The organism is Paenibacillus sp. FSL K6-1558, from assembly GCF_038002565.1.
In the GTDB taxonomy this organism is placed as follows: Bacteria; Bacillota; Bacilli; order Paenibacillales; family Paenibacillaceae; genus Paenibacillus; species Paenibacillus polysaccharolyticus.
Genome location: NZ_JBBOCV010000001.1, coordinates 1,864,696 through 1,890,548 on the forward strand (window position 1 = coordinate 1,864,696; position 25,853 = coordinate 1,890,548).

The 25,853-nt window shown below is 46.2% G+C and carries 22 protein-coding genes; 9 read left to right on the top strand and 13 right to left on the bottom strand.

What is annotated here, in order from left to right:
• Nucleotides 1-68 precede the first annotated feature (68 nt).
• The 6 genes from MHI38_RS08045 to spoVAC all read right to left on the bottom strand — a co-directional run bounded on the left by MHI38_RS08045 (nucleotide 69) and on the right by spoVAC (nucleotide 6,502).
• Entirely contained in the window at nucleotides 69-2,282 is a 2,214-nt protein-coding gene (locus MHI38_RS08045; RefSeq protein ID WP_341181137.1) for a DUF4129 domain-containing transglutaminase family protein, read from the bottom strand.
• Nucleotides 2,279-3,526 carry a DUF58 domain-containing protein gene (locus MHI38_RS08050; RefSeq protein ID WP_154888615.1) on the bottom strand — a complete coding sequence of 416 codons (1,248 nt, stop codon included), beginning with the start codon at nucleotides 3,524-3,526 and terminating at the stop codon, nucleotides 2,279-2,281. Before MHI38_RS08050 ends, MHI38_RS08045 begins: the two co-directional genes overlap by 4 nt.
• 3 nt (nucleotides 3,527-3,529) lie before the next feature.
• A complete protein-coding gene (locus MHI38_RS08055; protein WP_090914948.1) occupies nucleotides 3,530-4,486 on the bottom strand; it encodes an AAA family ATPase in 957 nt (318 codons plus the stop codon).
• Nucleotides 4,487-4,680: 194 nt separating this feature from the next.
• A complete protein-coding gene (gene spoVAE / locus MHI38_RS08060) occupies nucleotides 4,681-5,031 on the bottom strand; it encodes a stage V sporulation protein AE (RefSeq protein ID WP_090914950.1) in 351 nt (116 codons plus the stop codon).
• A gap of 5 nt (nucleotides 5,032-5,036) precedes the next feature.
• Nucleotides 5,037-6,053 carry a stage V sporulation protein AD gene (gene spoVAD / locus MHI38_RS08065; RefSeq protein ID WP_154887975.1) on the bottom strand — a complete coding sequence of 339 codons (1,017 nt, stop codon included), beginning with the start codon at nucleotides 6,051-6,053 and terminating at the stop codon, nucleotides 5,037-5,039.
• Nucleotides 6,050-6,502: a stage V sporulation protein AC gene (gene spoVAC / locus MHI38_RS08070; protein ID WP_090915634.1), complete on the bottom strand. Its 453-nt coding sequence runs from the start codon at nucleotides 6,500-6,502 to the stop codon at nucleotides 6,050-6,052. Before spoVAC ends, spoVAD begins: the two co-directional genes overlap by 4 nt.
• Before the next feature lie 649 nt (nucleotides 6,503-7,151).
• On the opposite strand from spoVAC, the gene MHI38_RS08075 reads away from it, so the two are divergent.
• Both MHI38_RS08075 and MHI38_RS08080 read left to right on the top strand, forming a co-directional pair.
• The gene (locus MHI38_RS08075; RefSeq protein WP_154887973.1) at nucleotides 7,152-8,225 is read left to right on the top strand and encodes a M42 family metallopeptidase; all 1,074 of its coding nucleotides are present in this window, start codon (nucleotides 7,152-7,154) and stop codon (nucleotides 8,223-8,225) included.
• Nucleotides 8,226-8,427: 202 nt separating this feature from the next.
• Nucleotides 8,428-8,748 (top strand): hypothetical protein, encoded by a 321-nt coding sequence (locus MHI38_RS08080; protein ID WP_154887971.1) that lies wholly within the window; start codon nucleotides 8,428-8,430, stop codon nucleotides 8,746-8,748.
• Nucleotides 8,749-9,023: 275 nt separating this feature from the next.
• On the opposite strand, the gene MHI38_RS08085 is transcribed toward MHI38_RS08080, so the two are convergent.
• Nucleotides 9,024-9,731, bottom strand: coding sequence for a metal-dependent hydrolase (locus MHI38_RS08085; RefSeq protein WP_154887969.1), 708 nt, complete (start codon nucleotides 9,729-9,731; stop codon nucleotides 9,024-9,026).
• 272 nt (nucleotides 9,732-10,003) lie between these two features.
• On the opposite strand from MHI38_RS08085, the gene nirB reads away from it, so the two are divergent.
• From nirB to MHI38_RS08105, 4 genes are all read left to right on the top strand, one after another.
• Entirely contained in the window at nucleotides 10,004-12,433 is a 2,430-nt protein-coding gene (gene nirB, locus MHI38_RS08090) for a nitrite reductase large subunit NirB (protein ID WP_154887967.1), read from the top strand.
• A gap of 63 nt (nucleotides 12,434-12,496) precedes the next feature.
• Nucleotides 12,497-12,823 carry a nitrite reductase small subunit NirD gene (gene nirD, locus MHI38_RS08095; protein ID WP_154887965.1) on the top strand — a complete coding sequence of 109 codons (327 nt, stop codon included), beginning with the start codon at nucleotides 12,497-12,499 and terminating at the stop codon, nucleotides 12,821-12,823.
• Nucleotides 12,824-12,883: 60 nt separating this feature from the next.
• On the top strand, nucleotides 12,884-13,666 hold the full coding sequence (locus MHI38_RS08100; protein ID WP_145332246.1) for a formate/nitrite transporter family protein: 783 nt from the start codon (nucleotides 12,884-12,886) through the stop codon (nucleotides 13,664-13,666).
• A gap of 246 nt (nucleotides 13,667-13,912) precedes the next feature.
• Nucleotides 13,913-14,542, top strand: coding sequence for a YfbR-like 5'-deoxynucleotidase (locus MHI38_RS08105; RefSeq protein WP_090914967.1), 630 nt, complete (start codon nucleotides 13,913-13,915; stop codon nucleotides 14,540-14,542).
• Nucleotides 14,543-14,547: 5 nt separating this feature from the next.
• On the opposite strand, the gene MHI38_RS08110 is transcribed toward MHI38_RS08105, so the two are convergent.
• Together MHI38_RS08110 and MHI38_RS08115 are read right to left on the bottom strand one after the other, a co-directional pair.
• Nucleotides 14,548-15,345 carry a response regulator transcription factor gene (locus MHI38_RS08110; protein ID WP_341181138.1) on the bottom strand — a complete coding sequence of 266 codons (798 nt, stop codon included), beginning with the start codon at nucleotides 15,343-15,345 and terminating at the stop codon, nucleotides 14,548-14,550.
• 22 nt (nucleotides 15,346-15,367) lie between these two features.
• Nucleotides 15,368-17,263: a cache domain-containing sensor histidine kinase gene (locus tag MHI38_RS08115; RefSeq protein WP_341181139.1), complete on the bottom strand. Its 1,896-nt coding sequence runs from the start codon at nucleotides 17,261-17,263 to the stop codon at nucleotides 15,368-15,370.
• Between the two features lie 180 nt (nucleotides 17,264-17,443).
• Here MHI38_RS08115 and MHI38_RS08120 point away from each other — a divergent pair, with 180 nt between their 5' ends.
• The 3 genes from MHI38_RS08120 (at nucleotide 17,444) to MHI38_RS08130 (ending at nucleotide 20,554) form a co-directional block, all read left to right on the top strand.
• Nucleotides 17,444-18,745 carry an ABC transporter substrate-binding protein gene (locus MHI38_RS08120; protein WP_341181140.1) on the top strand — a complete coding sequence of 434 codons (1,302 nt, stop codon included), beginning with the start codon at nucleotides 17,444-17,446 and terminating at the stop codon, nucleotides 18,743-18,745.
• A 110-nt stretch (nucleotides 18,746-18,855) separates the two neighbouring features.
• Nucleotides 18,856-19,728: a carbohydrate ABC transporter permease gene (locus MHI38_RS08125; RefSeq protein WP_154983234.1), complete on the top strand. Its 873-nt coding sequence runs from the start codon at nucleotides 18,856-18,858 to the stop codon at nucleotides 19,726-19,728.
• A 1-nt stretch (nucleotide 19,729) separates the two neighbouring features.
• A complete protein-coding gene (locus MHI38_RS08130; protein WP_090914971.1) occupies nucleotides 19,730-20,554 on the top strand; it encodes a carbohydrate ABC transporter permease in 825 nt (274 codons plus the stop codon).
• Between the two features lie 124 nt (nucleotides 20,555-20,678).
• Here MHI38_RS08130 and MHI38_RS08135 read toward each other — a convergent pair whose 3' ends face one another.
• From MHI38_RS08135 to MHI38_RS08150, 4 genes are all read right to left on the bottom strand, one after another.
• Entirely contained in the window at nucleotides 20,679-22,007 is a 1,329-nt protein-coding gene (locus MHI38_RS08135) for an MFS transporter (protein ID WP_154887957.1), read from the bottom strand.
• A 20-nt stretch (nucleotides 22,008-22,027) separates the two neighbouring features.
• The gene (locus tag MHI38_RS08140; RefSeq protein ID WP_154887955.1) at nucleotides 22,028-22,663 is read right to left on the bottom strand and encodes a TetR family transcriptional regulator; all 636 of its coding nucleotides are present in this window, start codon (nucleotides 22,661-22,663) and stop codon (nucleotides 22,028-22,030) included.
• A gap of 61 nt (nucleotides 22,664-22,724) precedes the next feature.
• A complete protein-coding gene (locus tag MHI38_RS08145) occupies nucleotides 22,725-23,492 on the bottom strand; it encodes an ABC transporter ATP-binding protein (RefSeq protein ID WP_090914977.1) in 768 nt (255 codons plus the stop codon).
• Between the two features lie 15 nt (nucleotides 23,493-23,507).
• On the bottom strand, nucleotides 23,508-25,841 hold the full coding sequence (locus MHI38_RS08150; protein WP_341181141.1) for an ABC transporter permease: 2,334 nt from the start codon (nucleotides 25,839-25,841) through the stop codon (nucleotides 23,508-23,510).
• Between the last annotated feature and the right edge of the window lie 12 nt (nucleotides 25,842-25,853).

A 25,853-nucleotide genomic window follows, 5' to 3' on the forward strand; every position in this document is an offset into this window, starting at 1 on the left:
TCTGTCTTTCCTGAAAATGAAAACACCCTTTATCACGTTAAAAAAAGGAAAAACGGGACGGGCATGTTCTATGCCCGTTCCGCTTTCAGTTCCTTCCGCAGCTTCAAAGCTGCCTGATAGACAACCTTCCAATCATCGGCGGTTACCGTTGCCGGACTGTAGCGGGTCTGTTCAAACTTCATTAATAGCTCTTCAAAAGTCGTTTGGGCAGATGGTCTAAGCTGACTCCAGCGAGTTACTGACTCACGAAGCGTTTCGTCACCACTGCGCGTTAGACCTCGTCTTCTCGCATAACGAATCCAGCGTTCTGTTTCAGCCAGCACCTTCTGTTCAGGTGTCAACGGTCTGCCGGTCCGCAGGCGAAGTAACAAGAATCGCAACGAAAGGCGGTTGCGCCAGAACATATAGGCTACCCACAGTACAATAACAGCAGCGGCAATCCAGATCACAAAGGTTGGAATCATGTTTGAAGTCTGCTCAGGCGTTGGGGCTTGTTTTTCTTCTTGAACCGGTTCTTCCTCTGGTTGATCTTCTGGCTGATCAGCCGGCTGGACTTCAGATGATTCGGTTAGCAATGGCATATCAAATCCCGGGGTTGCTTCAACCGGAATCCATCCGTATTCGCCAAAATATACCTCTGCCCACGAATGAGCATCCGCATTCGTAACCGTGTAGGTCGTTTCAATGGGCGCACCCGGCTGACGTGGAGCCTGCATGTCCGAGTTCAGGGACATCTGTCCAGGTGCATAACCTTTTACCCATCTGGCTGGGATGCCTTCGGCCCTTGCCATCATCACAAGCGCGGTGGAAAAGTAATCACAATACCCTTCACGAATATCAAACAAGAAACCTTCAACAAAATCATTGCTCACTTTCCGGGACAGATCCGGATTGTTGGTGTAGTTGAAGTTTTGTTGTAAATAGTCTTGCAGTAATGCTACTTTTTCATACGGTGTTTTTGCAGACGCAGTAACCTCGGCTGCGAGATCCTTTACCCTTTCGGGGAATCGGGAAGGTAATTGTAAATACTTGTCCTCTGCCGGATTGCTGGTATACAGGGCATCTGCTGATTTGGTACGAAGCTCGTCTTCCACGATAATCGGCACTTCGGATACAACCGTATAGTTTTTGGGATATTGCGGTTGCTGACGCGATGTGACCACGTGCAACTCCGCCCGCTCTGTATTCCAAAGCATACGATCCGCTCTTTCTTCACCATTCACCGAGCTCACTTGTGATATGGAATACGCACCAAACAAAATGGGATATACCGTGTCATTCAACATCGTAACTTTCTGCGTGACTTTTTTCGTTTTTACTTTACCAGCCTCTTCATTTTCCAGCGTTTGACTGGCTGACAAATTCTCCATAGAAGCACGTCCAGGCTCATCCCAGCCCGTACCCGTATATTCAGAACGCGTTTCCCCTCGCCAGTAGCTTCGGTCACTGGTCGTGATTGACATGACTGGGGTGTAATCAAAGTTAAATCCTCCGCCAAGCTGACTGTCCTCGCGGCTGTATCCTGACTCCGTCGCTGTAGGAATATCCAGTACTCCATTCCTGGATTGATTTGCGGATGTTCCCGTGTAATTCCGCCAAGCGGTGTACGGATCGGTCAAGGTTGGCGGAATTTCCGGCATGTTCACACTGGCAACAATAATTAATGAGAAAATGATAGCAATATTCGCCAGTATTTTATAAGGATACCGAATCATTCGTTTCCAGCCCTGCGGGTACTGCAGCTGATAATTACGGAAGTGCTGACATACGAGCCACCCCATACCTGCAAACATTACCCAAGCGATCTCAACCCAGAGCGGAATTTGAGTAAATGAATCCAGGATACCTAGAGATATGATATTAACTCCCAGGAACACCAGGATACGGCGGGTTGAGTTTACAAGGCGAAGTGCAGCCTCCAACATCACCCATGCACACAAGGAAAACCAGACGTACGGAGGCATATGCAAGATAAATTGCTCCACACGCTCTGTTAGCGTTCCATAAGGGATGTAAACCATGTAATCAATCAACGTTTTATGCAAAATATATAAGAGAACAACCGCCTTGATTATCGTTCGATACAGCATTCTAAAGGGAAGAATGACCTCCAGAATACTTACAGCCGCCAGAGTCCACAGCACCAGCGAAGTTGTCTCGGTATACCATGACTCCTGGGTGAACGATATCCATTGCAGCGCAATGAGAAATATCCATAGCAAAGATGCCGCATGATACCAGGATCTTTTTAATCCCAAACTTTCATTTCTTATGGCATTCATACCGAACCTCCCCCCATAACCGTTGGAAGCTCCTGCAGATGAGCAACGGTGAATGATCTCGTGCCCCTGCCACGCAACATGGCATTCCATTCCTTACTTTGGCGGGATTCATTGGAATCAATCAAAATGTGACATGGAGTCATGCCACGTGTATCTGCCCAACGAAGTAGCTCAATTATCTTTTCATCTTTTTGTGGAGAAACGACAACAAAATAAGCTCCCTGTGGGAACTGACGCGCTATTTTCTCAACTCCAGGCAACAAGGTAGCATCTTTGCCGTTATCCTGAATATCCACAAGATGATGCATCATCTTCTGCCGTTCAATCAGACTTTCACTTGGAGGCATGAAGGATGACTTATCAGCCAAGGTTAACAACCCCATGCCCATGCGCTCCCTACTGCCATAGTCTAGCAGAGAAGCTGTAGTAGAAACGGCCAGTTCGAATGCTTCACCGTGCGGATAACTTCCGGCGAGCGCATCGAGTACCAGGATGGTTTTAGGCACAGACTCATGTTCAAATTCTTTAGATTTCCAGTTGCCTGTTTTGGCTGTGGCATTCCAGTGAATGCGAGAAAGACGGTCCCCGTAAACGTAGTCACGCACACCGTTGATCTGGGTTGTTTCCCTGCGTGAACGTGTCAAGGCTGTTTGTGGTCCAGACAAGCGTGACTTGCGATCATAAAGCTGCCAATAAGGAATAAATACCGTACGAGGTAAAACACGAAATTCACCGCTGGCCTTGAATGTTCCACGATGTTCGATCAATCCAAAAATATCCTCGCTAGCACATTCCGTTTCCGAGAAAACATATTTCCCCCGCTCAAGCGGCGGAGTTTGAAAGGAAAGTTCACCCGTTCCCCGCATACTCGGGATCAGACTTTCCTTAAATGACCATGATTCCCCATTATGTCGATGTAACATCTCACGCACGACCACATAAGGAAGCGGAAGAAATCCCGGAATGGTCAAGTTCAGCTTCACGCGGACCTGATCACCGGCATGAAGCAGTTCTTCATGATCCTGTCCGGAAGAGAGCCTCCGTACGCCCTGAGCCCGTTTCACACCGCTGAATCCAGCAATCGCAAGATACAGGCAAAGTAGCGTCACCATGGACAAAAGCATAAGTGAGGTCTTTCCTCCTTGAAATAAAACGTACGCAACGCAGCACATCCACACCACGGCGATGCCCCATACGCGAGGGTGGCGTAAGCCTCGATTGACTGTAGTCAAAAGCGGTCTCATCAACTATTGCCCCATCGATACAGGCACACGAACCTGCTGTAATACAGCGTTCAGAACGGCCTCTGAGCTCATGCTGTCCAATCTGGATTCGGGACGAAGTACAATACGATGAGAGATGACATACGGAGCCATCGTTTTCACATCATCCGGTAGCACGTAGTCTCTTTCTTGCAAGAAGGCAAAAGCTTTTACGGCCATCATGAAGGAAATCGCAGCCCTTGGGCTAGCTCCTAATAAAACAGAAGGGTGTGTGCGCGTGTGGCGAACAACATCCAGCAGATAGTCCATCACAGGATCTCCGATGAACACTTCTTTAATCTCTTGCTGGATAGCCGAGATCTGATCCATGTGAGTCACGGATTCAAGCCGATCTACCGGTTGGCCCGACTGATGTTGCTTCAGCAACGTCTTTTCAATATCCTTGTCGGGATAACCTAGACTGATTTTTAACATAAAGCGGTCGAGTTGTGCTTCGGGTAACGTATACGTCCCCTCAAAGTCAATCGGATTCTGTGTAGCACAGAGCATAAAAGGATGCGGGAGATCGTACGTGTCACCGTCTACGGTCACACTGCGCTCTTCCATGACCTCCAGCAATGCAGATTGCGTTTTCGTCGTTGCACGGTTAATCTCGTCTGCGAGCAAAATATTGGTCATAACCGGACCCGGTCGGAAATAAAAACGCTCATCCTTCGGATGGAAAACAGAAACTCCTGTAATATCACTTGGCAGGATATCAGGATTACATTGAATACGCCGGTATTCCCCGCGCATGGATTTCGATAGTGCTTTGATCAGCTGTGTTTTGCCCGTTCCCGGTACGTCTTCAATCAGAACGTGTCCACCTGCTAGCAAAGCTGTAAGTAAAAGTTGAATTTCAAAGGACTTCCCCATAATGCAGGACTCCAGATTTGAACGAACTGCAGAGATGATTTGGATCGACTCTTTGCGCACAGGCATGTGGTCTAACCTCCTAAAAAAGCATACAGATTTCCTTTTATTGTACATGATCCAACGTCACGAGTACACTCGAAGGAACTCACAATTTGTTTCCAGTCGTCAGCTTCACCGCATTTACCGCATCGGTACGACAAAAAAAAGCCACGGATCATATAGATCCGAAGCCTTTGCTTATCACAGTATATATTTTAAATTTAACCTTTTGGACGAACAACCAGTGCCGCGAGAAAAGAAAAGATAATCGCCGACGATATCCCTGCCGCGGTGAGGTCGAAAATACCGGTAATCACGCCAATCCATCCCTCTTTTTCCAGTTCAGTTAAAGCTCCGTGCACCAAAGAATTTCCAAAGCTTGTAATGGGAACCGATGCCCCTGCACCAGCAAATTTCACCAGAGGGTCATATAAACCAAAGGCATCAGCTACCGCTCCAGCCACCACTAGCGTACTCATCGTATGCGCGGGTGTCAGCTTCGCACCATCCATCAACAGCTGTCCAATTACACAGATCAAACCACCTACGATAAAAGCCCATAGAAATTGCATATCTCTTACCCCTCCTGTTCAATTGCGACAGCATGTGCTATACAAGGAATACTTTCACCCTGCTGGTATGAGAGTGGAGACAGGAGCGCTCCTGTTGCAACTACAAGCACACGCTTCAGATCCCCTTTATGCATCCGGTTCAGGATGTGACCATAAGTAACTGTAGCAGAACACCCGCAGCCGCTTCCTCCGGCAACGACTTGAGGCTGATTTTCCCGATCATAGATCATGAGTCCGCAATCGTTAAAAACAGTCTGCTCCATCGGAATCCCTTCTTTATGCAAAAGTTCCTTCGTTATAGGCAAACCGACGGAAGCCAGATCACCTGTAACGATGAGATCATAGTATCCTGGCTCCAGCCCGGTATCTCTAAAATGAGAAATAATCGTATCGGCGGCTGCCGGTGCCATCGCTGCACCCATATTAAAAGGATCTTTGATACCAAGATCCATAATCCGGCCAATCGTGGCTTTTGCTACATATGGGCCTTGTCCTGTGCGGGAAACAACACCACAGCCAGAACCCGTGACGGTGTACTGTGCATACGGCGGTTTCTGGGAACCATACTCCGTCGGATATCGAAACTGTTTTTCCACCGTACAGTTATGACTCACCGTTCCAGCGAGTACGTAATCGCCGGCACCGGAATCGACAATCATGGACGCAAGGGCTAACGTCTCCATTGAGGTTGAGCAGGCTCCAAATACACCAAGATAGGGTGCACCCAATTGCCTTGCCGAAAATGAACTGCTGATAATCTGGTTCATCAGATCCCCGCCGACAAAATAATGCAGTTCTTCCTTCGTAATATTGGCGTTCACCAATGCGAGCTGAGAGGCTTTTTCCAGCAATTTACGCTCTGCTTTTTCCCACGTTTTCTCACCGATCTCAAGGTTATCATAAATGTAATCAAAATCAGAAGATAACGGCCCCTTACCTTCATCTGGGCCTACAACGGTAGCTCTGCCTATAATTCGCGGCTGATGTTCATACTCCCAGGTCTGGCGGCCCAGCCTTTTCATAGATGTCCACCTCCGAAGCCCAAAAAGGCATATACAATTCCAATGATGAAAGCTGCAACGACCCCAAAAACAATGACGGAACCGGCAAGCTTGAACATATTTGCTCCAACACCGAGCACCAGACCCTCCGCACGATGCTCCAAGGCAGCAGAACACATGGAATTCGCGAATCCCGTCACCGGTACACCCGTACCCGCTCCCGCCCACTGCGCAATTTTGTCGTACACACCAAGACAGGTCAGAATCACGGAGATCAGGATCATGACCGCGACAGTAGGACTGGAAGCCTCCTTAGATGTCATGTCCAACCCAGCCATAAACGCTTCCTGGATCGCTTGTCCAATCAAACAGACGGTTCCCCCCACCAGAAAAGCTTTGATACAATTTTTGAAAATTGGGCGTGAAGGTTCATGTTTTTTGGCGACTTTTTTATATTCCTTCTCATCCATCGACAGCGATGAAGTTTTCTTCTTTCCAGTTGCAGATTGTTCTGGCAAGCACAGGACCTCCTTTATGTGAATGGTTTGCAGTTATAGCTGAATGGCGATTGTGGAGCACTTCTATACATTGTTTGTTATTATCGGGAAGGTTATGTATCCGGCGAGAAACAGCAGATGTTTCCAAAATGAAAGAGATGGGGAAGTTATATAGATCACGCCGCTTAATTGTAGTTCACAACCTGTTTGGTCTATAAATAAAGAAGAATGATGACGAGTAAAATAAAGAGTACAATGAACAGCACCTTCTCATTTCCTTCTTCAGGAGGCTTCATCTTGTATCCCGGCTCCTTCCTACGCTTAAAACGTCGTTTAACAGGACAGCCTGATTACAAAGAATATGGCTCCCTTTTATAATCATATGCATGAAGGCAACTCTAAGATTGAGACAACAGCGGACAGAAAAACGGAAAATCCAGACTAAACACGCAAAATCATGCCTTAAAAACGTAACATAAACATGGACATTCACTTGTGCAAGGTTCATACTATAATGTGACCAGTGGTTAATAACGAGTCCTTTGTACGAAAAAAAGGACACCAGGCCAGCAACCGTTTTACTGTGACCTGATATACATATCAACAGAGGAGTTGTTAACACATGAATGAAAAAACGTTGGACATGTTTCGCACATTAACGGAGTTCCCTTCCGCCTCCGGCTTCGAACGTGAACTGCGCGGCTGGATGAAAGAGCAATTGTCCGCATATACCGATGAATTTGTACAAGATCGCCTGGGAAGTCTCTTTGGTGTTCTACGCGGAGATGAATCCGGCCCTAAAGTCATGGTGGCCGGACATTTTGATGAAGTCGGCTTCATGACAACAGGCATAACGGAAACAGGTATGATCAAATTCCGTCCGCTCGGTGGATGGTGGAGTCAAGCTGTGCTTTCACAGCGTCTTCAGATTATTACTCCTGAGCGCAGGATTACAGGCGTTGTCGGCTCTACACCTACCCACTTGCTGGATGAATCCCAGCGCAGCAAGCCGGTAGACTTGAATTCAATGTATCTGGATATTGGCGCAGATGATCGTGCGGAGGCAGAATCGTGGGGGATTCATCCGGGAATGCAGATCGTACCGATCTGTGAATTCACACCGATGGCAAACCCTAAGAAAATAATGGCCAAAGCTTGGGATAACCGTTATGGTGTCGGTCTAGCGCTTGAACTGATGGAAGAACTGCATAAAGAGAAGCTACCGAATATTCTCTATTCCGGTGCAACGGTTCAGGAAGAATTGGGACTTCGCGGAGCACGTACAGCTGCCAATCTCATTCAGCCGGACATTTTCTTTGCTCTAGACTGTAGTGCGGCGAACGACATGACGGGTGACAAACAGTCCTTTGGTCATATCGGTCAGGGCGCATTGCTCCGTATCTTCGACCCAGGAATGTTCACGCATCGTGGAATGGTGGAGTATGTTAAGGACACTGCCGCTTCCAATAAGATTAAGACGCAATACTTCATCTCGCCGGGCGGTACGGACGCAGGTCAGGTTCACTTGAGCGGTATTGGTGTACCTTCCACCGTAATTGGCATCTGCGGCCGATATATTCACACCTCTTCTTCCATTATTCATACCGATGATTACGATGCGGCTAAAGAATTAATTGTGAAGCTCGTGAAAGGTCTCGATCGTACAACGATGGAAACCATTATTAATAACGCTTGATATAGGCATAATTCAACGATTTAAAGCTTTAAACTATAGGGATACCTCATTGAATCTTTTTTGGGGTATCTCTTTTTTTAATGGTCACATAAATATATGGATCGTTTGAACATGTTGAGCACGAGATACATAAGATATGATAATGGAAGGTTAGTTAACTAAAGATGAAGAACCAACACATCAAACAGCGGGGGAACTTTGTATGGCAATGGGAAGGAACGGAAAATCAAATAAAGGTTCCAGAAAAACTAATGCCGCAAATACCCTTCTGAGTGGCAATTTAAAAGGTAAAAAACTTGAATTGATTGTTGCCGCGTTATTGGTTAGCGGGAAATTAAGAGTGGATGCGGTCACGCTGTTTAGAGAAGCCACATTAGTTGTAGAATTAGTGGGCCAGTATAAAACACTCCAAAAGATTGAACCCTCTAATTCAGATAAACTAGTACAATTTTTGGATGAAACGGGCCGAGATATGACCCTGAACGATGTCATTCAGGCTTTTCAGCAGCGTATAAATTCCTAAATGCAAGCATGAAAAGAGGTGGCTGTGATGTCTGAGTTTGATGGAGTCGGTTTTGCCGAAATGCTAATTGTACTTATTCTTGTTGTTTTACTAGCCTTTGGTTCTACAGATATCGATACACTTAGCGGTACACCTACTAAAGTCTAACTTGCTTGTTCTTGATGTGTAATCAAACAACAGCGATTTCGTGACGTGTCAACATAGCGACTACTCAAGTTAAGCTCTTGATTTCAGAACGCCAGTCCATAAATAATGGGCTGGCGTTTGTGGTTGTACTACAGAAATAAAGGCGAGAATGCAAACCATGCCAAAATCAGTGTCAGGATTACGCAGACATTTTCTACAGCTGCTCCATGTTTGGTTCCCGTACTCATCAGATTTGCCCGTATACGCAGTTTTAATGGCGGCAATGGACGAATCCCCCGATTCGTCAAGGAATCGGCAAGCAGATGAAGAGCATAAGCGGAACCTCCAGCGACCCAAATTTCTGGGCCTTGCTGCTGCGTTGTACTGTACAGTAACCCCGCCCAAACAGCTGTTCCATACAAGGTATGGGTTAAGCCCCTGTGTGTAAGTGTTGTGCACAGCATAAGCAGGCTGCCTGCAATCAGATTCCACGGAGCAAAAGCATGACCATAAAAGACCAAGCCCAGTCCAATGGCAAACATCAATACTTTACGCAGTGATCGCGAAGGCAGGAACGACACAAGCCCAATGAATACAGCAAGTAGCAGATTCCACGGTTTGGCCGGAACGTAAAAATACACAAACACAGCCGCAGGCAAAAGAATCGTCTGCAACAGTCGAATCAAACTGCTCGGCAATGCTTTCGATACCAGCAATGAATTAGGCTCATCAATATCTGGCAACAACGATCCTATTAGTGCAACGGTTACAGCCGGAGCAGTAACCTGCATTCCAAGGAGTTGCAACACTGAAAGTGAAACGCCTGTACCGATAATCAGGTGGGATCTTCCCATCATGATGCAAAAACGTCCTTTCGAGAAAATAGGGAACGTAACCGACCCCACTATGATCATACCTCGAACCAAAAATAAGAACAATAGTTCGTATTTCTCATTTCTAAAAATATTTTTGTTTTCGTGACGGTCATCACACTTATTTTAATATGAATGATCTATCGTAATTAGTGAAATAAATCACATTATGATTGAGTCAGTCGATGTATAATTCAAATATAAGCCATTAAAAATGTTGGTAAATGTACAGGTTTATCCAAGGGAGGGCTACACACATGAACGGAAATAAAGAAAAATTAGTCGTCATCGGTAATGGTATGGCCGGAATCAGCACGGTGGAACAAATTCTAAAATTAACTTCACGCTTTGATATTACGGTTTTTGGTACAGAACCTTATCCTAACTACAATCGTATTATGTTGTCCTACGTACTTGAAGGTAGTAAAACGCTGGATGACATTGTCCTTAATGATCTCCACTGGTACGAGGACTACGGCATTACGCTTCACACAGGAACCACGGTTGCCCGCATTGATGCCGAGACTCGTGAAGTAGTAACCGAAGATGGACACCGTGCTCCGTATGACAAAATTATCATTGCAACAGGGTCGAATTCTTTCATCCTCCCTGTACCCGGACATGACAAGCAGGGTGTCGTTGGTTTCCGCGATATCGCCGATTGCAATATCATGCTGGAAGCTGCAAAAGCATACAAAAAAGCAGCTGTCATCGGGGGCGGACTGCTAGGCCTGGAAGCTGCCAAAGGACTTGTGCAACTCGGTATGGACGTTACTGTTGTGCATCTTATGGATGATCTGATGGAACGCCAGCTCGATCCTCAGGCTTCTGCCATGTTGAAAGCTGAACTGGAACGTCAGGGAATCAAGTTCAAAATGGGCGCCCAAACTTCCGAACTACTGGGTGGTGAACGGGTTGAAGGTATACGTTTTGCCGACGAATCTGTGCTGAATGTTGATTTTGTGGTCATGGCGGTTGGTATTAAACCGAATATAGCGGTAGCTCGGGAGAGTGGGATCGAAGTCAACCGAGGTATCATTGTGGATGACTACATGCAGACTTCACTGAAAGACGTTTACTCTGTCGGAGAATGTAATGAACATCGCGGTGTGTGTTACGGACTTGTGGCGCCACTGTTTGAACAAGGAATGATTCTTGCGAAACATATTTGCGGAGTCGAAACAGCTCCGTATGAAGGCTCGGTTGTATCCACCAAATTGAAAATTTCGGGTGTAGACGTCTTCTCTACTGGCGAATTCATTGATAGCCCGGAACATAACGTAATTTCGCAAAAAGACGACTGGAAACGAACGTACAAAAAAATCCTGCTTCGTGACAACAAAATGGTAGGTGCTGTACTCTTTGGTGACATTACGGATTCCACTGAACTGCAGAAACTGATCAAAAACCAGACTGAAATGACAGATGAATTGTACAGTTCCCTTATGGGTACAGGTTGCGGCGGTCATAAAAAAACAACGTCTGTTGAAACGATGCCGGTGGATGAAATCGTATGTGGATGTAACGGCGTAACCAAAGGCGCCATCGTGGATGTCATTACCAACCAGGGTCTAACTACAGTTGACGAGATTAAAGCCTGCACAGGTGCAACCCGCTCTTGCGGAGGATGCAAACCAGTGGTTGAACAGATTTTACAATACGTGCTTGGAGATAATTTCACTGCCGGTGGCAAACAGGGAATCTGCAGCTGTACAACTCTCGGACGGGATGAGATTGTAGCTGAAATCCGGGAAAAAGGCTTGCAAACGAGCAAGGAAGTCATGAATGTACTTGGCTGGAGCCAGCCTGAGGGTTGCTCGAAATGTCGTCCGGCCATCAACTACTATCTGGGCATGATCTATCCGGACACACACGAGGATGAAAAAGAATCCCGGTTTGTTAACGAACGTATGAACGCCAACATTCAAAAAGACGGAACATACACCGTTGTACCTCGGATGTACGGCGGGGTAACGACACCAGCCGATCTGAAAAAGATCGCTGACGTTTCGGTTAAATATGATATCAAAGCGGTTAAAGTGACAGGCGGTCAGCGTCTTGATCTCATCGGCGTCAAAAAAGAAGATTTGACTAAAGTATGGGCTGAGCTGGATATGCCTTCGGGTTACGCTTACGCGAAATCGCTTCGTACGGTTAAAACATGTGTTGGCTCCCAATTCTGCCGCTTCGGTACACAGGATTCGATGGCCATGGGTGCGAGAATCGAACGTAAATTTGAACGTCTCGATCTGCCAGCCAAATTCAAATATGCCGTGAACGGCTGTCCTCGGAACTGTGCAGAAGCATGCACGAAGGATATCGGGATCGTCGGCAATGACGGCGGCTGGGAAATCTTCATCGGTGGTAACGGCGGAATCAAAGCAAGGCTTGCTGACTCGCTGTGCAAAGTCAAAACCGATGATGAACTGATCGAATTGTGCGGAGCTATCATGCAGTACTACCGCGAGACAGGTAACTATTTGGAGCGTACTTCCGAATGGGTAGAACGTATGGGTCTGGAGCACATCCGCTCGGTTGTTGTGGATAACGTTGAGGAACGTAAAGCGTTGATGGAACGGATCGAGTTTGCCCTTGCACAGGTGGAAGAACCATGGCAAAAAGCGATTCGTGATGAAGAAGGCCAAAGCAAAATGTTCCATAGCATTGAAGTTACGGCTCGCCCGTAAACCAAAGTAGATTATATGAGATTCAAGTAGAGAAACAAATTGATACAAAAGGAGTGGTTTACGATGACAACCAAACAAACAGGCACGTATTTCCCGGCTGGAGCTATAGATGAATTCCTGCCACGCATTGGCAGAGTTGTCGAGATCGAAGATCTGCAGCTTGCGGTATTCCGTGCTTCGGATGGCACCATCTTTGCTGCTGACAACCATAACCCCCACCCTAAGGGTGGGCCGCTGGCGGAAGGCATTGTCTCTGGACACTATCTCTATGATCCGCTGTACGACTGGAAAATTGATTTGACAACAGGTCAGGTGCAAGCACCAGACAACGGTCAAGTTCAGATGTATCCGGTCAAGGTAGAGAATGACCAGGTCTGGATTGCTGTATAACCTCTGCTCTACCGTAACAATGGGGATTGCGATTGATGTTGACTAATGGGGGAAACCGTGATGTATACACCAAGTGTTGAAGGAATTATTGAAGCTGCCGTCAAAAAGAGAGATCAGATGAATGCAAGTTTGCCACGTTACATGGTCGCTGCCTTAATGGCAGGCGCATATGTGGGGCTCGGCATTATCCTGATTTTTAGTATCGGGGCTCCGCTGCTTGCCGCACACTCACCACTGCAAACGATGCTGATGGGCATGTCCTTCGGACTCGCCCTGACGCTGGTGATCTTTGCCGGGTCAGAACTGTTCACAGGGAACAACATGTTTTTTACGATGAGCACACTCGCCGGACGAACCACAGTGAATGATACGCTAAAAAACTGGGGACTTGTTTTTCTCGGCAACTTGATCGGTGCCGTCCTGCTCAGCCTGCTGATTGTAGGGAGCGGTCTGTTCAAAGCAGCCACCCCGGAGCATCTTCTGTTCGTTGTTTCTGCCAAAAAAATGAGTGCTCCAGTAACTGAGCTTTTCTTCCGCGGCATTCTCTGTAACTGGCTCGTATGTCTAGCCATCTGGATGTCTGCCCGCTCCAAAGAAGATATCGCCAAACTGGTTCTCATCTGGTGGTGTCTGTATGCCTTTATCGCAAGCGGTTATGAGCACAGTGTAGCCAACATGACCCTCCTGTCCCTGGCGTGGCTGTTGCCTAACCACCCGGATACGATCTCGCTGGCTGGTTGGTTCCACAATATGATTCCGGTCACACTTGGTAACATCATCGGCGGCGCCTTGTTTGTTGGTATGGCCTACTGGTACACTTCACCGGTACGCAAAAAAGCATAATACACCTCCTGCAGATTATGTTCCTGATAGTACTACTATCAATAGTTTCATGAATACAAGATATCCTTACTTTCACATATACTCAAAGCCATGTGAGATACTGAATCTGATTCAGCATCCCACATGGCTTTTTGATCTTCCTTTTACAAATTTACATAGGGTGTATAGATCGTTAATCTTCGGTTAACATAACCACAGTATAGTCGGTGTATCGACCACCCAAACTAGCAAAGGATGATCACATTTATGGGAATCCATACGTACTTCCGATCACTGAACGATCTTGAACGTATCATTCGTACCCCTGGCAAATTCAAATTCGAAGAACATTGTGTATCTGCTCACTCCTGGAAAGTCGTACAATACGCCAAAACACTCGCCGATATCGAAGAACAGCAAGGTGTAAGTATCGATTGGAAGAAGCTATACGAGATCACCAGTAGCCATGATTATGGCGAAATTTTCATTGGTGATATCAAAACACCGGTCAAACACTACTCGCTGGAGCTTCGTTCCATGTTGCAACAGGTGGAAGAAGGCATGGTATCCCATTTTATTAATGAGAATATCCCACCTGAGTTTCAAGATATTTTCCGCAGACAACTGCGCGAAGGTAAAGACAACTCCGTTGAAGGGCTTATCCTTGAAGTAGCTGATAAAATGGATCAAGTGTATGAAGCATTTGCGGAGCTACAACGCGGCAATACGGAAAAAGAATTCATTGTCATGTACCGCTACGCATTGATCAAGATCAAAAATATCGACCTCCACTGTGTTCGTTATTTCCTGAATCACATCCTGCCCGATATTATCGAAGAAGGTAACCGCTCCCCGTTTGATATCCGCAAAATTACGGAAGAAGCATTATCCCAATAATCAGCTCAGCCCATCCGGATTGCCTTGATCCATGGACAGAGCTTTTTTTGTACCTGCCACTGTTGCCGATACTCGCTCGGATACAGGCCCGTTTTGTTTTTGAAAATCCTGCTAAAATAATGTGAATCCGCATACCCTACCGCTCCGCCAATGGTCTTGATATCCAAATGCTCATACGCTGCAAGCAGACGTTTTGCCTCGTTTAGTCTCAAACCCGTCAGGTATTTCAATGGTGTCTCCCCTGTTACCTTTTTAAAACATTTCCCCAGATAGTCTACGCTGAAATGCATCTGTGCTGCCATATCCTGCAATGTAATCTCATGCATGTAGTTTTGTTTGAGATAGAGCTTAACCGACGCTGCAATATCTTCCGTTTTCACCTGATCCTCCAGCACGACACTTACATGAGACAGTGAATCCACAGCGCTTCCCAGCTTAAGCTCCATCGCATCCAGCAGCGCACGAAGCTGTTCTTCCGACAACGGTTTAAGTAGATAATCTTCAACTTTATAATGGATAGCTTGCCGTGCATATTCGAACTCATGATACCCGCTAAGAATGACAATTTTAACATGCGGGTAAGCAAAATAAAGATATTTCGCTAGTTCAAGCCCGTTCATCACGGGCATCTGAATGTCGGTAATGACCAGATCAGGTACACTCTGTTCTATAAGTTGCAACGCCTCCTGACCATTTCTCGCCTCCCCTATGACTTCAAACCGTGTATTCAGCTCTTTGAACTTTCGTGACACATTACGACGAATTAAAGCCTCATCCTCTACAATTATGGTTCTGTATTTCATCATCATATTCATACGTTCGACCCTACTCCTTTCGAATGGAACCTCTTATACGAATGCTGACACCGCCGGTAGATTTGTTTTCGATACACATCCTGGCTGCCGGACCATACCATAACTTCAAGCGAGCCCAGATATTTTTGAGCCCCATCCCGTTAATCTCAAGCTGAGGCATTTGATCCCATTCCTGAGATTCATCGATATAATGCACAAGTTGTGCGAGCGTTTCAGGCTCCATGCCTGGGCCATTATCTTCAACGTGAATCTGCCAGCTCTCCTGATCGATATGCAATTCACCTGTGATATGCAATTTCCATGGCAGTGTATCACTCAAACCGTATTTCATCGTATTTTCGAGCAAAGGCTGAATGATCAACATCGGAACCCGGATATCTTTCATCTCATCAGGGATCGAGAACTCGTAGTGCAAATCATCCTCAAAGCGAATTTTCATACATTCAAGATACCGTTCACAATACTCAAGTTCGTGAGATAACGGGACGCCGTTTATGCCAGAAGTAGAGATATAACGAAGCATAGAAGCGATATGATCGCAGAACACCACGATCTGTTTATTCATGCCCTCCTCCGCCATGATGCTTATATTGGTAATGTTGTTGTATAGAAAATGCGGGTTCATCTGTGACTGCAATGCCAGCAACCTCGCCTCTGTTTCCCGGGATTTGATGGCCATCTGGTCCTGAAAAGACTGCACAAGCTGCTGATTCAACCGGATGAAGGTATCATTCAGCTCTGCCAATTCCCGGATGGACGCAGGATGGTCCAGCTTGAATAACAACCGACCAGCCTCCTGACCTGACATCAGGTCGTTTTCACCTGTTTTCTGAATAATGCGCTGCAACCGATGAAGCGGCAGGGTAACCCTTTTCGAAATCAGATACGAAAACAACAAAATAATCAACAGGGTAGCTAGCGTAGCACCTGCAAAGATCCATGCCATCCGGTTCAGATTGGCGAAAAGGGACTGCTTGGACTGCATGACAACAACAGTCCATCCGGTTTCCTGGGATGTCATATACGTCATCATCTGCCTTGACCCCGTAGACGAATAGGTCACTTCCTGCATCGTTTCAGGCGGAGATGTACGATGTTGAATCAGCTTCATATCTTCCGAATAGCCAGCTGAAGCTGAAGAGGAATCAGCAGCTAACGTGGCTGAAGGAAGCGGGTACAACAAGGTATCCTGCTCATCCAGCACATAGACTCGAAGTTCCTTATTACCTGCTTGCAGTTCGTGCAAATACTGGAATAGTTCTTCGGCAAGCTGCAAAATTTCAACGACACCCTGACTGACGTAATTGCCATCCTTGTAAACCCGTGTAAGCGAGATATAGGGTTGATCCGTTCTCCCTTCCCCGGTAGGCATGGGCAATGCGCCACCTTGCAGCAGACGAATGACACGCCAGCCGCTTCGTTCCCAGGTTTCCTTATACCAGGGGCGCTGCTTCAGATCTACCGGAAGCTGTCCGTTGAATACTCCCGCCCCCAGCATCTTTCCATTCACATCGTAAATGTTAGCCTGTTTGGCCGTATTGGAACTGCTAATAATCGCCATAATGACATCAATGAGTGTAGTCGTGTCCTTATACAGCGCGGGGTTACTTGTCATCGTTCGTTCAACCCCCTCTGCCGGTGCCAAATAATGACTGAAATGCTCCTTGACCAGATTGGAATATACGATGTTCATGGAGAAATTATTCATTTTAACAACTTCCTGATCCAGATGACTAACAATGGACAACCCCAATTGTTTTTGCTGCTCTTCACTTCGATGACGAATATCACTGGTGAGATACACATATAACAGCCCAGCCACAATAAGGGAAAACGTAATAAATACCACTGAATAATACGCAAACAAACTCTGCTGTAATGTTCTGAATCGATACCGCAATTCCATACCCCCGTCTTCATTATCAACATCTGCGTATCTGCGATGGTTTCGAAAATGTCCACCCCGAAGAACGCTTTTGTCTATTGAGCCTATTCGTTATTCAAAGTAAAGTTATCCACATAAGAATACGCTTACATAAAGCGTTTCGGCAAGTGAATAAATGATTGAATTTCAGGGAGGTTCAAAATGAGAAAACGATTTCTTTTTTTAATGACAAGTCTGCTGCTTCTCTCCGTCCTGCTGCTTGCCGGCTGCAACTCGGACAAAAACGCGGAAGGCACAGGCAAGGTCACACTGACCTTTGGCACAAGCCAATCCGGTATTCCACGAACGGGGATTATGCAGACGATGGCGAAGGAATACGAGCAGGAAACCGGGGTCAAAATTGATTTTCAGGTGGTTCCAGACGCGCAGTGGCGTGATCTGATCAAGGTAAAGCTGGCTTCCGGTGAGGCTCCTGATATTTTCAATGTGGATGTCGACCCGCTGAGCATGCCAGCCAATGTCAGACCAGAAGAAAATGCAATTGATCTGACCAATGAGGGGTTTACGGGACGGATGTCTGAAGAGATTTTGCCTACCGTCAGTCATAAAGACAAGGTATACGGGGTTTCATTTGCCCCTACGAAAATCTGGTATGTGTACTATAACAAACGTATCTTTGCTGACCTGGGTATTGAACCTCCTACGACCTATGCCGAATTCAAAGACATTAGCCAGAAAATCAAAGATAAAGATATCATTCCATTCTATCAAGCTCCAGCGAGCGGCTGGTATCAGGTGCTGCCGTTGTTCGAGACCGGGCCGAACTATGAGCAAAAGGCCGCAGGAACCTATGAAAAGCTGAATAATAATGAGATGAAGGTCGCAGACTTGACCCAATTGAAGACCGTTATCGAGCAATTGAAAGAATTTGCTGATCTTGGCTATTTCGGCAAAGACTTTTTATCCAATACAGTAGAAGCGGGAATTGAAGCATTTGGACAGGAAAAAGCTGCAATGCTGCTGCGTGTTCCAGGCACGGAAAAGGAAGTCTCTGAAGCCTATCCGGCGATGAAAGATAATATGGGATTCTTCGTGATGCCTTGGGGAGAGAATCAGACAATTGGTGTGAACCCCGGCGGTTCAGCGGCCATGTTTGGCAACAAAAACAGCAAACATCCCGAAGAAGTGTTGAAGTTTTTCCGCTGGATTACCGAGCATGATCATCTGCAACAGGTGTTTGATGGAGGCGAAGGAAATCTGACGATCTGCTGGCCCGAGATCGAACCGAAGCTGACACAGGACTACATTGATTATGAGAAAAATCATGAAAAGGGCACCGTCATGCAGGCTGCCGTAAAATATATCGATCCACAGTGGATGGATATCGGTAAAGACTTGTCAGGCATGTTTGCGGGAGCGATGACCCCTGATCAGATTCTGCAAAATATTGATAAACGCCGCGCCGAACAAGCCAAAGTGCTGAAGGATGAGAAGTGGCAGTAACAGCCGGAGGTTATTTCGGAAACAAATGCACAACTGGAATGGAGTTACTCCATCGGTCAAACGCTGGGGTACTTCTTCCCGTTTTGCAGAAAGGATTGGTGTTACGGGTTATGAATACGAACAAAATCTACCCTTGGTATTTCTCATCCGGAGCGATTTTACTATATCTGTTGTTCATCGTTGCTCCTGCCCTGCTGGGTATCTACTATTCTTTTACCGATTGGAACAGCTATAGTTCGGAGAAAAACTTTATTGGTCTGGAGCATTTCCGCACGATTCTGGCAGGTGATCCGACCTATCTGCTTTTCATTAAAAATACAGTGCTGTTTACGGTGGTTACCTCCATCGCCAAAACCGTTCTGGGCTTGTTCCTTGCCCTGCTGCTGGTCAGCGGTGTAAAAGCTGCCAATTGGCATCGGATGATTATCTTTTCGCCCCAAGTCCTCTCCTTCTTGATTGTAGGTCTGGTGTTCAAAAGCCTGCTTGATCCGAACAACGGGTTCGTTAATGTTACCCTGCGTTCCATCGGTTTGGATGCACTCGCCCAGAACTGGCTGGGCTCTCTCACTTGGGCGATGCCATCGATTATGGCTGTCGATACGTGGAAAGGCATGGGGTATATCATGGTGCTTTTTATCGCGGGACTGCTCGCCATTCCACGGGATTATTATGAAGCTGCATCCATCGATGGTGCGGGCTTTATTCAAAAGCTGTTCCGTATTACCATACCTATGCTGCTGCCTACCATCACCATTGCCACCGTGCTCAATATTACGTATGGCCTGCGTGTCTTTGATGCGGTATACGTTCTGACAAACGGGGGCCCGGGCAATGCTACGGATGTGATCAATACGGCCGTTTATTCATCTTTTGCCAAAGGATACTGGGGGCTCGGGAGCGCGCTATCTACCATTCTCTTTGTCATCATGGCGATCATCTCTTTCTTCATCATTCGTTTGATGAATCGAAAGGTGGAATACTGATATGCGGTTTCGAAAAAAGATTATCTCTCTGACGTTAAATGTACTCGCTTGGCTATTAAGTCTGGTTGTACTGATTCCATTTGCCGTTATCCTATTGAATTCATTCAAGTCAGACGCCGAAGCCAAGGTACTGAGGCTTACGCTTCCCGAGAAATTTATGTTTGAAAATTATAAAATCGTCTATGAGCAAGGACACTTGGGAGGTTCCTTTTTTAACAGTCTGCTGCACTCGGGCGTGTCATCTCTGCTGCTGGTGTTTGTCGTGGCATTCTCTGCGTTCACGTTATCCCGCAATCATTCGAAACTGAGCAAGTTTTTATACTTTTTTCTGATTCTGGGCATCACACTGCCACTAAACTATATTCCGCTCATGGAAGTGATGAAATCACTCGGGATGATCAACTCCCACGCAGGCATGATTCTGCTCTATACCGCCATGGGCATTCCCATCTCCCTGTTCATCACGTATGCGTTTGTGGGCAACATTCCGAAAGAGCTGGATGAAGCTGCAATTATGGATGGTTGCAATGGAATCAAGCTGTTTCTTCGAATCATTGTACCTTTGTTAACCTCGGTGCTGGTTACCGTATTTGTTCTGAATTTTCTGAGTGTCTGGAATGAGTTCACTGCGCCGCTCTATATGCTGAACACCGTAGAGATGTGGCCAATGACGCTGGCGGTTTACAATTTTTTCGGACAATTCAGCGCCAAATGGAATCTAGTCAGCGCCGATATCGTACTCACCTCGCTGCCAGTTCTGATCGTATTCCTCATCGGGCAAAAGTATATTGTAGGAGGTCTGACTTCCGGTGCAGTGAAAGGTTAGACCGGATTGTAGCTTTTATATAAAAAAGCCCTCGTCTGAACCAACTGTACGCCGTTTAAGGTTAAGAACGGTATACACGGATCAGACGGAGGGCTATCTTGCTTCCTACAACACTATAAATGTATTAATCATGCGCAAGACCGCCCACATCGGGAGGTGAAGCGATATCACTGCTCTGCTCCAGTGATTTGATCATTTTCAAACGTGACGTGATAATCGCAATCAGAATAACGAACAGGCCCGCAATGATAAACAGCAACGCTATGCCTCTGCCAGGTCCGGTTCCAATGATCTGACCCACGGAGGATGCCAGCGCTCCCCCCTCCACTAGCAGTGGGTTAAACACATGGTCCGCCAGAAATCCAGCCAAACTGTACGCGATAATGAAACCAAGCTGGGACAGGATACCGATAATCCCCCACACTCTGCCTTGCTTTTCATTGGCAATATTGTTCCGCACCAACACATCTGCACTCATATTAACAAATGGTAGGGAGGACAGGAACAGAAAACCCGCAAAGATAATAAAGTAAATGTTCGTCGATACACCCAGTAAGGAGAACGCCAGACCACACATGACCAAACCTGCAACCAGCACACTCGCATATTTCTTCGTCATGGTGAAAATACCGATGCACAAGCTGCTGATCAGCATACCGATCGCACTAACGGACTGAAACGTTCCGAGTGTTTTGGCATCGGTGAATGAGAGCAACATTGGGCCAATGAGTGTTTCCAGGAACCCGAGATAGAAGGTAACCAGAGAAATGATAATAACGAGTAGCAACACACCTTTGTTGGTGACAACCTCTCTCCAGCCTTCCTGAATATCGGTCATCCAGTTGCGATCGTCCTTTTCCTCTCGCTCCACCTTCATGCTCTTGCGAATAACGAGTACGGCCAGAATGGCAACCAGGAACGTCGCAATGTTAATGATCATAATAACTTCAATCGTTGTCACGCTAAGCAGAATACCTGCGATAATCGGTGAAAACAAAAACTTGGAAGATTCAGCAAGTTGCACTAGGCCACTGCCCTTGGAGAACTGATCCTTATCCAGCAAGTCAGTTGCTGACGCTTTATATGCCGGACTTTGCAGCGCCGAGAACACCGAGCTGAACGCCACACCCACATAGATATGCCATAACTGGATATCACCCGTGAGCATGATCGACAGAATAAAGACCAGACCAGCCGCAGAGCCAAGGTCACCAATAATCATCATCGTACGGCGGTCAAATCGGTCAGCCATCACCCCTCCGATCGGGCGAAGCAAGATGTTGGGCAAAAACGTAAATAGCGTAATCAGCGCAACGCTGGTTGCCGTATTTGTTTTTTCGAAGGCATATACCCCCAGAGAGAACGCGGTCAGTCCGATACCAATCATCGAGATCAATTGACCAAACCAGACAATCAGAAATTTACCAAATGATTTGTGAGCAGTTTGTTCCATGGTTACGACTCCTTTACTTGTTAAGCTTGATGTGGGAAATATAATTCCGTTACATAGGCAAAACTTCCATGTTCAGCACCCAGAACCCGTTCCATAATCTGACTGAAAGCTCTAACCTTCTTCTGAAACTCTTCTTCCTGCCAATGAAAAATGCCCTGATCCAGCAAAAACTGCGAGGAAACAAGTAAAAACTCAATGCTCTCCTGAGGAGCAGGGGTATGAAATACCCCCTCCTGAATGCCCTGTTCTACGACTTCTGCCAGAATGGGACTGAGACGGAGAACCGTTTCAACCAGACTTTTTTGATGCATTTCTACATTTTGCACGCTGTGCAGTTGCTCGATCACGCCAAGCTTGCGATCATCAGGCTGATTCTGGGTCATAATGATGCGGAAAATTTTATCATGCGCGTTGAGCTCGGGATCTGCCACGACACGCCTCGCCGCAGCTTCGCCGCTCATAATAAAACGCATAACGATGGCATGCATAACCTCCTCTTTGGACTGGAAGTAGTAATAGAATGTGCCTTTGGCAATATCACAAGCCTGAAGGATATCCATAATCGTTGCTTTGGTATACCCTTTGGTCACGAACAGAATTTCGGCTGCATCCAAAATTTCATTTCTGCGTTCCTCCGGATTTTTCATCAATCTCATATTCTGTCCTCCATTACCTCTCGACCGACTGTCGGTCTATTCTAGTCATGAAGCTCTAAGTTTAGAACCCCATTTCCGTCAACCATTGTCCTAACCGACTTTCTCTCGCCTTCAAATCCTGTTTGTCCCGGTCATACTTTCCGATGTTTTTGTCTGCAACCAGATTGCCGTCCATCATAAACAGTACTCGTTCCGAGCGGGCTGCAACTTTAACATCATGTGTAACGAGCAAAATCGTTGTTCCTGTGGCATTAATATCTCCAAGAATGTCCATGATCTCATGTGTTGATTTTGAATTCAGCGCTCCAGTAGGTTCATCTCCGAACAAAATATCCGGATTGTTGATCAAAGCCCGGCATATCGCAATCCGTTGCAGTTGTCCCCCTGAAGCTTGGGTAATGTTATGCTCAGCCAGTTCGTCGATTCCCATTTTTTTCATTAATGACATTGCACGGTTGTTAATCGTGTCCCGGTTGCTGTTTTTGGCCAGATAAGCAGAAAGGATGATGTTGTCGAGCAGATTTAAATTTTTGAGCAGATGAATGTTCTGGAAAATAAAACCCATTTTGGTCAAGCGTAGACTCGCCAAATCTTTCTCCGGGAAAGCCGATATTTGTTTACCGTTGAAAAACACACTGCCTGCACTGATTTGATCCATGCCACTGATGTTATAGAGCAGGGTCGATTTACCCGAACCGGATGGGCCCATAATGGAGACAAACTCTCCTTTTTTGAGTTGCAGATTAATATCTTTCAGAATGCGCTGTTCTTCATTCTCGCCAATCGCTACGGATTTATTCACATCTCTAGCTTCTAGTATTGTTGTCATCTTCGTTATGCCTCCCTATTCCACTATCATTTTCGAAATGCTAGTTTCCCGAATCGACTGAATGCTGATCCAGGCTGTAATAATGATCGTTCCTGCCAGCAGCAATGGACAGAGTACATACGCCTGCACCGGATCAATTACAAATACAATCTTTGAAGCACCAAAAGAGGACATAATGCCACTCACCAGCATTGGACCCAGTGTATTGGATAAGATTGTGCCTGCGGCTACACCTACAATGAGGATGACCAGTGACATGACGACATACTTCAATTTGATCTTGGATAACGCAAAGCCGATGCTTCGCAATACAGCAATATCGTTGTTATCTTTGGCAACCATCATCTGCAGGAACAGTGAGGTAATCAAAATAGAAATGAATACTCCGATGGCCAGTGCAAGTGTGGTCACCAGCTTTAATTGCTGAATCGTACCACCAAGCGTTTGATTCAAGTATCCTTGAAGATCCGTTACACGCGCTGGCGAGAAATCTTTCTCGTATGTTGCAATTTTGGCAGCCATCACACCGCGGTCTTTCAGATCCAAGCTGACTACATACCAGAGCACACTATCTTTGTTGTATGGCAAAAGCGCCTTTGCTGTTTTTCCGCCATTCGTCACATCCTGATAAATGCCGCTGACCGTCATCACTTGGTCTTGACCGCCCACTTGCAAGGTCAGCTGATCCCCCGTTTTAAGTTTGAGATCATTGCTGTTTGCATCCGAGAGAGCAATCTCACGATCTGTTGCTGGGGCATTTCCACTTAGATAAGACAAAGGAAATATACTGAAATCTCCGCTCTCCACGCTCAGATTATCGTAGCTACCTTCTGCATTACGAATCTTGAACTGGCTTGTTACGAGAGGTGAATATTTTTGAACATCTGCATCGTTTTCAATTTGATTCACCAAACGAGCATAACGCTGCTCTACATCATTCGTATGCCTAAGATCAATTCGAATATCACTTTGCCCTACACCCATATAAGATATGAAGCTTGGAGCCTGAAGTGTGTTCAAAAAGTTAAGCGGTACGATCATAATAAATGAGCTGACGATGAATACGAATAATAACAAACGGAACATTTTGACACGCTGCATCACGTCTTTTAACCCAAGGAAAACAGGCACGGAAGACCAGCGATTACGTGACAGGTTTAAACGGTTGCGAACGATCTGTGTATCCCCCAAACTTCCAGTGCGAAGGGCCTCCACAGCAGAGATCGAACGAAAACGACGAAGCACAGCGCGGCAGAATAGAACAACCATGGTGAAAATCAAACCTGCTGCGAGTAGAGGCACGGCGAAATGCAGTAATGTAGCCGGTGCTTTCCCCATATACAGCATAATATTAGATACAAAAAGCTGGTTCACTCCGAGGGAAGCGATGTAACCCAAGATGGAAGCCAAACCCGCCATAAACACATATTTGACCAAATAGAGCCGCTTGATATCTTTCTCTGAGATACCAATGGCTTTCATGACGCTGATCTCGCGGTAATCTTCCTCAATAGTGGCAAGCATGGTAAAACGAATACACAGCATCGCAATCAGAATCAGCACCAGACTGACCAAAATAATAACGGCTGCAATAATTCCGTCTGTCATCCCATTGAGAATCTGGAACAAACCATAGGTCACCACCGGGCCAGCGTTAGGAAGCCCTGCATTTTGATAGGCTTGGGTGAACTCACTTGTTTTGGCAGGATCATGCAGTCGGAACTCAATGAGATATTCCATCTCTCCGACCCCTTGCTTCAATTGCCCCAGATCATCCGGGCTTACGATAAAACGCTTCGAGTGCACAACAGATGGATTCATCTGTGCATCACGCACAAAATCAACAATGGTGTATGAACGCTCAAAAGCCCCATTATTGATCCGAACCTGGTCACCGATATTTAATTTATTTTGCTGTAAATAATACACAGGTACAGCAATCTCGCCATCACGAACTTGGATAATCTCACTATTCAGATTCAGTAAATAGTCGAATTGCTGATTTTGTGTAACAAAGTCAATATCCATGACGGTATTTTTCTCGGACTCTGTACCAAGATAAAGGTTGGCTCCATTGATGTTAACCATCTCGACAATCTGATGTTGCTCAACCATTGCATTTCCTTCAGCCCATGTGTTCACTTTGGCCTGATCCAGATCTCCAGAGTGCATTTGCACAAAATGAGGTGTCTTCGATTCAGAGAACAAATACTGAATGGAACTCGTCAGTTCCATGATCATTCGAGAACCGGAAGATACCAGCAAAGCAGCGAGCAGGACAAAAATAAACAGCGCAGCCGTAATTCCTTTTTTCCTCATTAAGTCGTTTCTCAGCATTCTCAGCAGCATAAACTAACATGG

Excerpts from the sequence above, each read along its gene's own strand:
- MHI38_RS08085 (WP_154887969.1), bottom strand. The coding sequence starts at position 9,731 with ATGATGGGAAGATCCCACCTGATTATCGGTACAGGCGTTTCACTTTCA.
- MHI38_RS08140 (WP_154887955.1), bottom strand. The coding sequence starts at position 22,663 with ATGAGATTGATGAAAAATCCGGAGGAACGCAGAAATGAAATTTTGGAT.
- MHI38_RS08125 (WP_154983234.1), top strand. The coding sequence starts at position 18,856 with ATGAATACGAACAAAATCTACCCTTGGTATTTCTCATCCGGAGCGATT.
- MHI38_RS08145 (WP_090914977.1), bottom strand. The coding sequence starts at position 23,492 with ATGACAACAATACTAGAAGCTAGAGATGTGAATAAATCCGTAGCGATT.
- MHI38_RS08130 (WP_090914971.1), top strand. The coding sequence starts at position 19,730 with ATGCGGTTTCGAAAAAAGATTATCTCTCTGACGTTAAATGTACTCGCT.
- MHI38_RS08110 (WP_341181138.1), bottom strand. The coding sequence starts at position 15,345 with ATGAAATACAGAACCATAATTGTAGAGGATGAGGCTTTAATTCGTCGT.
- MHI38_RS08075 (WP_154887973.1), top strand. The coding sequence starts at position 7,152 with ATGAATGAAAAAACGTTGGACATGTTTCGCACATTAACGGAGTTCCCT.
- MHI38_RS08135 (WP_154887957.1), bottom strand. The coding sequence starts at position 22,007 with ATGGAACAAACTGCTCACAAATCATTTGGTAAATTTCTGATTGTCTGG.
- MHI38_RS08045 (WP_341181137.1), bottom strand. The coding sequence starts at position 2,282 with ATGAATGCCATAAGAAATGAAAGTTTGGGATTAAAAAGATCCTGGTAT.
- MHI38_RS08055 (WP_090914948.1), bottom strand. The coding sequence starts at position 4,486 with ATGCCTGTGCGCAAAGAGTCGATCCAAATCATCTCTGCAGTTCGTTCA.
- MHI38_RS08080 (WP_154887971.1), top strand. The coding sequence starts at position 8,428 with ATGGCAATGGGAAGGAACGGAAAATCAAATAAAGGTTCCAGAAAAACT.
- MHI38_RS08105 (WP_090914967.1), top strand. The coding sequence starts at position 13,913 with ATGGGAATCCATACGTACTTCCGATCACTGAACGATCTTGAACGTATC.
- MHI38_RS08050 (WP_154888615.1), bottom strand. The coding sequence starts at position 3,526 with ATGAGACCGCTTTTGACTACAGTCAATCGAGGCTTACGCCACCCTCGC.
- spoVAE (WP_090914950.1), bottom strand. The coding sequence starts at position 5,031 with ATGCAATTTCTATGGGCTTTTATCGTAGGTGGTTTGATCTGTGTAATT.
- MHI38_RS08150 (WP_341181141.1), bottom strand. The coding sequence starts at position 25,841 with ATGCTGCTGAGAATGCTGAGAAACGACTTAATGAGGAAAAAAGGAATT.
- MHI38_RS08100 (WP_145332246.1), top strand. The coding sequence starts at position 12,884 with ATGTATACACCAAGTGTTGAAGGAATTATTGAAGCTGCCGTCAAAAAG.
- spoVAC (WP_090915634.1), bottom strand. The coding sequence starts at position 6,502 with ATGGATGAGAAGGAATATAAAAAAGTCGCCAAAAAACATGAACCTTCA.
- nirD (WP_154887965.1), top strand. The coding sequence starts at position 12,497 with ATGACAACCAAACAAACAGGCACGTATTTCCCGGCTGGAGCTATAGAT.
- nirB (WP_154887967.1), top strand. The coding sequence starts at position 10,004 with ATGAACGGAAATAAAGAAAAATTAGTCGTCATCGGTAATGGTATGGCC.
- MHI38_RS08120 (WP_341181140.1), top strand. The coding sequence starts at position 17,444 with ATGAGAAAACGATTTCTTTTTTTAATGACAAGTCTGCTGCTTCTCTCC.
- spoVAD (WP_154887975.1), bottom strand. The coding sequence starts at position 6,053 with ATGAAAAGGCTGGGCCGCCAGACCTGGGAGTATGAACATCAGCCGCGA.
- MHI38_RS08115 (WP_341181139.1), bottom strand. The coding sequence starts at position 17,263 with ATGGAATTGCGGTATCGATTCAGAACATTACAGCAGAGTTTGTTTGCG.